General features: G+C 64.8%; 8 protein-coding genes. 5 read left to right on the forward strand and 3 right to left on the reverse strand.

From position 1 onward, the window contains the following. Window positions 1-33 precede the first annotated feature (33 nt). Genes NKJ67_RS27425 through ocd form a run of 5 tightly spaced genes read left to right on the forward strand, consistent with a single transcriptional unit; the run spans window position 34 to window position 4506 of the window. On the forward strand, window positions 34-1200 hold the full coding sequence (locus NKJ67_RS27425) for an ABC transporter substrate-binding protein (RefSeq protein WP_127397965.1): 1167 nt from the start codon (window positions 34-36) through the stop codon (window positions 1198-1200). A 4-nt stretch (window positions 1201-1204) separates the two neighbouring features. After that, on the forward strand, window positions 1205-1909 hold the full coding sequence (locus NKJ67_RS27430; RefSeq protein WP_352584303.1) for an ABC transporter ATP-binding protein: 705 nt from the start codon (window positions 1205-1207) through the stop codon (window positions 1907-1909). Between the two features lie 5 nt (window positions 1910-1914). Then, window positions 1915-2796 carry a branched-chain amino acid ABC transporter permease gene (locus NKJ67_RS27435; RefSeq protein ID WP_127269886.1) on the forward strand — a complete coding sequence of 294 codons (882 nt, stop codon included), beginning with the start codon at window positions 1915-1917 and terminating at the stop codon, window positions 2794-2796. A 4-nt stretch (window positions 2797-2800) separates the two neighbouring features. Next, window positions 2801-3430: an FMN-binding negative transcriptional regulator gene (locus NKJ67_RS27440; protein ID WP_352584305.1), complete on the forward strand. Its 630-nt coding sequence runs from the start codon at window positions 2801-2803 to the stop codon at window positions 3428-3430. A 29-nt stretch (window positions 3431-3459) separates the two neighbouring features. Continuing rightward, complete coding sequence (ocd, locus tag NKJ67_RS27445) at window positions 3460-4506, forward strand: ornithine cyclodeaminase (protein WP_127269890.1); 1047 nt, start codon at window positions 3460-3462, stop codon at window positions 4504-4506. A gap of 12 nt (window positions 4507-4518) precedes the next feature. On the opposite strand, the gene NKJ67_RS27450 is transcribed toward ocd, so the two are convergent. Genes NKJ67_RS27450 through NKJ67_RS27460 form a run of 3 tightly spaced genes read right to left on the reverse strand, consistent with a single transcriptional unit; the run spans window position 4519 to window position 8543 of the window. Continuing rightward, complete coding sequence (locus NKJ67_RS27450; protein ID WP_127269892.1) at window positions 4519-5622, reverse strand: alcohol dehydrogenase family protein; 1104 nt, start codon at window positions 5620-5622, stop codon at window positions 4519-4521. Window positions 5623-5631: 9 nt separating this feature from the next. Further along, complete coding sequence (locus tag NKJ67_RS27455; protein ID WP_352584308.1) at window positions 5632-7011, reverse strand: aspartate aminotransferase family protein; 1380 nt, start codon at window positions 7009-7011, stop codon at window positions 5632-5634. A gap of 38 nt (window positions 7012-7049) precedes the next feature. Next, window positions 7050-8543 (reverse strand): NAD-dependent succinate-semialdehyde dehydrogenase, encoded by a 1494-nt coding sequence (locus NKJ67_RS27460; RefSeq protein ID WP_352584310.1) that lies wholly within the window; start codon window positions 8541-8543, stop codon window positions 7050-7052. Between the last annotated feature and the right edge of the window lie 305 nt (window positions 8544-8848).

Below are 8848 nucleotides of genomic sequence, written 5' to 3' on the forward strand. Positions count from 1 at the left end.
GCCAACCATAAGAAATCCAGAAGGAGAACCGACATGCCAAGCCTCTATCGCCTCCATCGCGCCGCTTTGTGCGCTGCCGTGTTCGGCATCGCCGCCATTTCGACGGCCAGCGCCGAGGAGATCATCATCGGTGCCGCGACCGCGCAGACCGGTGGCCTCGCTCCCTACGACCAGCCGGCACTTGCCGGCTTGCGCATGTCGCTCGACGAGCTCAACGCCAAGGGTGGCCTCGCTGGCAAATACACCGTCAAGCTGCTGATCAAGGACACGCGCTCCGATACCGCGCAGACCGCCACCGTCGCCCAGGAGCTGATCGACGCCGGCGCCAAGATCATGATCACGCCGTGCGATGCCGATCCCTCGATTTCCGCCGGCCAGCTGACCCAACCGCTTGGTATTCCGACCTTGACGCTGTGCGGCTCCGCCCCCGTGCTCACCGGCGCGGTCGGCGACGTCATGTTCGGCACCTATCCGGCCGACAATGTGCAGGCGACGGCGGTCGCCGACTTCGCCGTCTCGGAAGGCAAGAAGAAGGTGTTCCTGCTGACTTCGCCGGACTCCACCTACACCGCCAATCTGCCGGAATATTTCGGCAAGGTGTTCGAGAAGAAGGGCGGCGCCATTGTCGGCCGCGGCACGTTCAGCATGGGCCAGCCCGATTTTTCCGCCGAGATCACCAACATCAAGGGCCTGGCCGACAAGCCCGACCTGATCATGACGGCGGCCTATGAGCCGGATTTCCCCGCCTTCATCCAGCAATTGCGTGGCGCCGGCGTCACCATCCCGGTCTATGGCGCCGATGCCATCGGCACGCCGACCATCAAGGCGCTCGGCAAATTGGTCGACGGCGTCGTCTACACCGCGGCCGGCTATGCCGAGCCGGGCAGCAAGCTCGAGGCCTTCAACGCCGCCTTCACCAAATATGCCGGCCACGCACCGGAATCGACCTATGAAGTCAATGGCTATGAGATCGGCCTGATCCTCGACCAAGCGGTCAAGACGGCCGGCTCCGACGACCCGAAAGCGATCCGCGACGCCATCGCCGGCCTCAAGGATTTCGAAGGCATCACCGGCAAGATCACCTATGCCGGCACCGATCGCATGCCGCTGCGGCCAGTGGCGCTGATGCGCTACGAGGGCGGCGAGGGCAAGCATGTCCAGACCCTGATCCCCGACGCTGCCGACGTTCCGGCGCCGTGATGTCATGCTGAGCGTCGAAGCCCTGAAAATCCGGTACGGCGAGGTCGAGGCGGTGCGCCGCGTCGACCTCACCGTCGGCAGCGGCGAGATCATCGCTCTGGTCGGCGCCAACGGCGCCGGCAAGAGCTCGACGCTCGGCGCCGTCGCCGGGCTGGTGCCGGCGGCGTTCGGCAAGGTGATCTTCGACGGTGTCGATATCACCGGCTTGGCGCCGGAGGCGATCGCCCGCAAAGGCGTCGCGCTGGTGCCGGAAGGCCGCCGTATCTTCGCCAGCCTGACGGTGGCCGACAATCTGCGTCTCGGCGGCGCGGTGCATCAGCCGGCGGCCGAGGCAAGGCTGCGCGAGGAGGAGATGCTGGAGCTGTTCCCGATCCTGCGCCGCTACCACCGCGTCAAGGGCGGCAATCTGTCGGGCGGCGAACAGCAGATGCTGGCCATCGCCCGCGCGCTGATGGGCAAGCCGCGCATGATCCTGCTCGACGAGCCCTCGCTCGGCCTTGCCCCGCAACTGATCGACACCGTCTTCGACCTGATCGCCGAACTGCGCCGCAAGGGCCTGACCATCCTGCTGGTCGAACAGAATGTGGCGCTGGCGCTCGAAATCGCCGACCGCGCCGTTGTGCTCGCCAATGGCGAGGTGGTGCTGTCGGGCACGGCAAAAGAACTCGCTTCATCGGACCTCGTCCGCCAAGCCTATCTGGGAGCTTAAGAAGCATGATCGCGCAGCAGATCATCAATGCGGTGAGCCTCGGCGGCGTCTATGCGCTGCTGGCGCTCGGGCTGGCGATCGTCTTTTCCATCGTCGGCCTCATCAACTTCGCCCATGGCGAGCTGATGACGCTGTCGGGCTATGCGCTTCTGGCCTCGCTGGTGCTCGGCTTCCCGTTCCCGGTGGCGGTGCTTGTCGCCGTCTCCTGCGGCGCGCTCGCCGCCGTCGCCATGGAGCGTATCGCCTTCAGGCCCATGCGCGGCGCCAGCGTCACCAGCCTGCTGTTGACCAGCTTCGCGGTTTCCAGCTTGCTGAAGGTCGTCTTCCAGAACGGCATCTCGGCACGGCCGCAAGCTGTCGCCATGCCTAGCTGGATGACCGGCGCCTTCTCCTTCGGCGACTTCACCATCGGCGTCGGTCCCAGCATCTCCATCGTCGTCTCCGCACTGGCGCTGATTGCGCTGGAAGTCTTCCTGCGCCGCTCGGTGACCGGCACGGCGATGCGCGCCGCGGCGGAAGATTTCGACGTCGTGCGCCTGATGGGCATTCCGGCCAGCCGCATCATCGCCACCGCCTTCCTGCTCTCCGGCCTGCTGGCCGGGCTGGCGGCCATGCTGTGGGTGGCGCAGCGTGCCTCGGTCGATCCGCTGATGGGCTTTACGCCGGTGTTGAAGGCCTTCATCGCCGCCGTCGTCGGCGGGCTCGGCAGCCTGCCCGGTGCGGTCGCCGGCGGCTTCCTGCTCGGCATCATCGAGGTGCTGCTGCAAGCGACACTGCCGGGAGCGATCGCGCCCTATCGCGACGCCATCGTGCTGTCGGGCGTCATCGCCGTGCTGCTGGTTCGCCCGCAAGGCCTGATCCCGGCGGTTCGCGCCCAGCGAAGCTGACCTGATGTATACCAAGCTCGAGTTCGCGCCACTGTCGCGCGACGAGGTGTTCGGCCTAATCGAGGCCGCGGCCTTTGCCACGGTGGTGACATCGGGACCGCAGGGTCTTGTCGTCTCGCATCTTCCCTTCGTGCTCGATCGCGCGCGGGGTGAAAACGGAACGCTGGTCTCGCATCTCGCCAGGGCCAATCCGCACAGCGCGCTGATCGCCGAGGGCAGGGAGACGGTCGCCATCTTTCACGGTCCGCATGGCTACATCTCGCCGTCCTGGTATCCGCGCAATCCGGTGCGCGACAGCGCGCCGACCTGGAATTTTGCTGTCGTGCATTGTCATGGGCATCCGGTGCCGCTCGACGATCATGCCACCGCCCGGCATCTCCTGCAGCTTGTCGACGTGCTGGAGAAGGAGCGCGACGACCGCTGGTGCATGCGCGAACTGGGACCAGGCGGCATGGAGCGGCGCATACCGCATATCCTTGGGTTTGACCTGCCGATCGAACGGCTCGAAGCCAAGTTCAAGATGGGACAGGATGAGCGCCTCTACGACACGGGCGGAGCTATCGGGGCGCTGGAACAAAACGATCCGGCGCTGGCGGCGATGATGAAGGCGCACAACGCGCATCGCCAGGACTGACCGCCCGCATGCGGCAAGGATAAGAAAAAATGATCCCCAATCTCAACATCGTGCCCTTCGTCAGCGTCGATCATATGATGAAGCTGGTGCTGAAGATCGGCGTCGAGCGCTTCCTCGTCGAACTGGCCGGCTACATCGAGGATGATTTCCGCCGCTGGGAGCTGTTCGACAAGACGCCGCGCGTCGCCTCGCACAGCGCCGAGGGCGTCATCGAGCTGATGCCGACCAGCGACGGCGAGGTCTACGGCTTCAAATACGTCAACGGCCATCCCAAGAACATGCGCGAAGGCCGCCAGACGGTGACCGCTTTCGGCATGCTCGCCGATGTCCACAATGGCTATCCTGTCTTGCTATCCGAAATGACGATCCTGACCGCACTGCGCACGGCGGCGATGTCGGCTCTGGCCGCCAAATACCTGGCGCCGGCCGGCTCCAGCTGCATGGCGCTGATCGGCAACGGCGCCCAGGCCGAATTCCAGGCGGTGGCCTTCAAGGCGCTGCTCGGCGTCGACAGGCTGAGGCTTTACGACATCGACCGCACTGCCACCGAAAAATGCATCCGCAATCTCGCCGGTCTCGGCTTCGACATGGTCGCCTGCGGCACCGCGCAGGAGGCGGTCGAGGGAGCCGACATCATCACCACCGTCACCGCCGACAAGCAGTACGCCACCATCCTCACCGACAATATGGTCGGCTCCGGCGTGCACATCAACGCGGTCGGCGGCGACTGTCCGGGCAAGACCGAACTGCACCGCGATATCCTGCTGCGCTCCGATATCTTCGTCGAATATCCGCCGCAGACGCGCATCGAGGGCGAGATCCAGCAGCTTGCGCCGGATCATGAGGTGATCGAGCTGTGGCAGGTGATGTCGGGCGCCGTACAAGGCCGGCGCGATCCCGGTCAGATCACGCTGTTCGATTCGGTCGGCTTCGCCATCGAGGATTTTTCGGCGCTGCGCTATGTCAGGGATCAGCTGCGCTCGACTGGCCTCTACCAGGAACTCGACATGCTGGCCGACCCCGACGAGCCGCGCGACCTGTTCGGCATGCTGCTGAGAGCGGCCCAGCACGGTTGAGACGAGCGTTGTTCAGCCAGCCGAGCCCCACATGGCATCCGGCACCACCACCAGCTTGCCGACGAAATCCTTGGCGATGAAATCCGCCTGCGCATGGTGGAAATCGGAGAGCTTGTAGACGCCGCCGACCAGCGGCCGGATCTTTCTCGCCTCGATGTAGCCAACGATGCGGCGGAAATCCGCGCGCGTGCCCTGGCTTGAGCCATGCAGCTGCAACTGCTTCAGATACATGGTCCTGAGATCGAACTGCACGACCGGGCCGGCAATCGCGCCTGCGGTAGTGTAACGGCCCTCGGGCCTGAGAATACGCAACAGGTCGTTGAAGATGGCGCCGCCGACGAGGTCGGCCACCACGTCGATCGGCTGGCCTCCGGTCGCCTCGTTCACGGCTCGCGGCAGGTCGGCAACACCACGGGTGATGACAACCTCGGCCCCGATGTCGCGCACCGCCTGTTCCTTGCCCTTGCCGACGACCGCATAGGGAATGGCGCCGCGCGCCCGTGCCAGTTGCACGATGCCCGAACCGACACCACCCGAGGCGCCTGTGACCAGCACACGCTCGCCGGCCTTGAGCGCGGCGCGCTCCAGCATCTGTTCACCGGTGAGGTAAGCGCAGCAGAAGGTGGCGAGTTCGATATCGCTCATGTCGGTGTCGATGACATGAGCGTTCTCGGCCGGCACGGCCTGGTATTCGGCGTAACCGCCATCGCGGCCATGGCCCATATAATCGATGTCGGCGAGTGAATCGTCGTCGCGGTTGTAGATCGAGAAATCGACCATCACCCGTTCGCCGATACGGTCCGGCGATACGCCTTCGCCGACGGCGGCGACGATACCGACGGTGTCCGTGCCCTGGATGCGCGGGAAAACAAGCGTGTTGCCCTGGCGGCGCCATGTCGACACGGCGGCAGCGTCCTCCTCCGTGCCATAGGCGCCCTGGCGCACCCAGACATCGGTGTTGTTCATCCCGCAAGCGCTGACCTTGACCAGCACTTCACCGGGAGCGGGCCCGGGCACTTTCACATCGCTGCGGTAGACGAGTTTTTCCGGTCCGCCGTGCCCGGTGAGCAGCACGGCGGCCATGGTGGCGGGGAGGGTTCTGATCATGGCATTCATCGGTCGATCTCAGAGATTGGCAAACACGCTCTTCACGGCATCGGCGGTCTTCGACACGACGATGTCGGCTTCCTCGCGGGTCAGGCAGAGCGGCGGCGCGAAGCCGAGAATATCGCCCTGCGGCATGGCGCGGCCGATGACGCCGCTTGCGGCAAGTGCCGTCGCCACCTGCGGGCCGATCTTGAGCGAGGCGTCGAAGAACACCCGGTCGTCCTTGTCGGCAACGAATTCCACCGCCGCCAGCATGCCGTCGCCGCGGACGTCCCCGACATTCGTGTGGCCGCCGACCGCCTTGGCCAGTTCGGCGCGGAAAAAGGCGCCGGTCTCGCGGGCATTTGTCAGCAAATCCATCTCGTCGATCAGTTCGAGATTGGCCACACCGGCGGCGACGCAGATCGGATGCGCCGAATAGGTCCAGCCATGACCGAGCGAACCGAGCTTGTCGGAGCCCTCAACCAGCACCTGCCACATCTTGTCGGCGACGATGACGCCCGACAGCGGCGCATAGGCCGAGGTCAGGCCCTTGGCGATGGTGATCAGGTCCGGCTTGATGCCGTAATGGTCGGAGCCGAACATGGTGCCCAGCCGGCCGAAGCCCGTCACCACCTCGTCGGCGACCAGAAGCACGTCGTACTTCTTCAGCACCGCCTGGATCTTTTCCCAATAGCCGGCCGGCGGCGGCACGATGCCGCCGGTGCCGAGGATCGGCTCGCCGATGAAGGCCGCGACGGTTTCCGGACCCTCAGCCAGGATCATCTCCTCGAGCTTGTCGGCGCAATGCTGAGAAAATTGCTCCTCGCTCATCGAGCGGTCGGCGCGGCGGAAATAGTAGGGCGCCTCGGTGTGCAGGATCGGTGCGCGCGGCAGGTCGAAGGCGTTGTGGAACAGGTCGAGCCCGGTCAGCGATCCAGTCATCACGCCCGAGCCGTGATAGCCGCGCCAGCGCGAAATGATCTTCTTCTTCTCCGGCCGGCCGAGCACGTTGTTGTAGTACCAGATCAGCTTGATGTTGGTTTCGTTGGCATCGGAACCGGAGAGGCCGAAATAGACGCGCGACATGCCCTGCGGCGCGCGATCGATGATCATCTTGGCCAGCGTGATCGAGGCCTCGGTGCCGTGGCCGACATAGGCGTGGTAGTAGGCGAGGTTCTTCGCCTGGGCGGCGATGGCATCGGCGATCTTCTGACGGCCGTAGCCGACATTGACACAATAGAGGCCGGCGAAGGCATCGAGGCTCTTCTTGCCATTGTTGTCCCAGACGGTGACGCCTTCACCGCTGGCCATGATGCGCGTCGGGCTTTCGCCCCGCGCATGCGTGCCCATATGGGTCGAGGGATGGAAGAAGTGGTCGCGATCCCAGGCGGCGAGTTCGTTGGACTGGTCGAGCATTCTTTTGACTCCTGACAAAACGGCGATTCCGGCGCAGCTTAAGCTACATCCAGGCAGAGATATTTGAGATCGGTGAAAGCCTCGAGTCCGTGGCGCGAGCCTTCGCGCCCGATGCCCGATTGCTTGACGCCGCCGAACGGAATCGGCGCGCCGGTGATCTTGACGCGGTTGATGGCGACCATGCCGTAGTCGAGCGCGCGGCCCATGCGCTGCTGCCGGCCACCATTCTCGGTCACGACATAGGCAACGAGGCCATATTCGGTAGCGTTGGCGCGGGCAATCACTTCATCCTCGCTGTCGAACGGCGTCACGGCGGCAACCGGACCAAACGTCTCCTCGCGCATGATCAGTGCTTCATCGGTGACATCGGCCAGCAGCGTCGGCTGATAGAACAGTGGGCCAGCCTGGTGCCGCTTGCCGCCGGTGAGGCAGCGCGCGCCGTGAGCGATGGCATCGGCGACCTGTTCCTCGACCTTCTTGACGGCGCGCTCGTGCATCAGCGGGCCGATGTCGGTGCTATCAGCAAGGCCATTGCCGGTCCGCAACGTCTCGATACGCTTGGCGAAGGCGGCGCAGAACCGATCGTAGATCGGACGCTGGACATAGATACGGTTGGCAGCGAGGCAGTCCTGGCCCGACGTGGCGAATTTGGCGTCGATGGCGATATCAACCGCTTTGTCCAGATCGGCATCGGCAAAGACGATCAGCGGGGCATGGCCGCCAAGCTCCATCACCAGCCGTTTCATGGTCGGCGCGCTTTGCGCGGCGATCAGCCGGCCGATCTCGGTCGAGCCGGTAAAGCTCATGGCACGGACGCGCGGATCTTCGCACATCCGGCCGACGATGGTCGAAGCCTTGCCGGTGATGATGTTGAAGACGCCGGCGGGCAAGCCGGCGCGTTCGCCGAGTTCGGCCAGCGCCAGCGCCGACAGCGGTGTTTCCGAGGATGGATGCGCAACGATCGTGCAGCCGGCGGCAAGGGCTGCCGCAGCCTTGCGGGTCAGCATCGCCGACGGAAAATTCCACGGCGTGACGACGCCGACGACACCGAGCGGCTCGCGTCGCACCATCATCTCGGCGCCCGGCAGATGGCTTGTGACGCTCTCGGCATTCAAGCGTTTTGCTTCTTCGGCATACCATTCGACGAAGGAAGCGGCATAGTCGATTTCGCCCAGCGACTCCTGCAGCGGCTTGCCCTGTTCCAGCGTCATCAGCAGAGCGAGGTCTTGCTTTGCAGCGATGATCAACTCGAACCATTTCCGCAGGATTTTCGAGCGCTCCTGCGGCAACAGCGCCCGCCACGCCGGGAAGGCGCGCGCGGCGGCATCGATCGCCTTCGTCGTCTGCCGGCCGTCGAGCGCGGCGACGAAAGCGACTGTGGTGCCGGTGGCCGGGTCGGTGACTTCGAAGCTTTCGGCAGCCTCGCTCGCCGTCCAGTGGCCATCGACATAGGCGAGTTCACGCAGCAGCCGGCGGTCGGCGAGGCGATCGAGCGCTTCATGGCGATGCGAGCGGGCGAAATGCGCGGACATGGTCGAGACCTCCCGGTTCGGACTGATGCGGGAAGATTATCCGTCCCGATGCAGACAGAAAGGCTGTTTGGACAGCCCCATAGAGAGAGATTGTCTCTATTGGCCCGCGGGCGCAGATGATCTCTCTGCTGACCGGTGGGCGGCACTAAACCTGGAGATTGGCCGAAGCCTCCCCGCCTTCGTCATCCACGGGCGGAGCAGGAGCGAAGCGACGCGGCGCAGACCCGAGGATCCATGCCGTGATCTTGGTCGAGGAATGCAGCGGAGCAGAATTCTGCACCGCAGCAGCGCTTTGAAGTCGCGGC

The sequence above is a fragment of the Mesorhizobium sp. M0088 genome, from assembly GCF_040322895.1.
Taxonomy (GTDB): Bacteria; Pseudomonadota; Alphaproteobacteria; order Rhizobiales; family Rhizobiaceae; genus Mesorhizobium.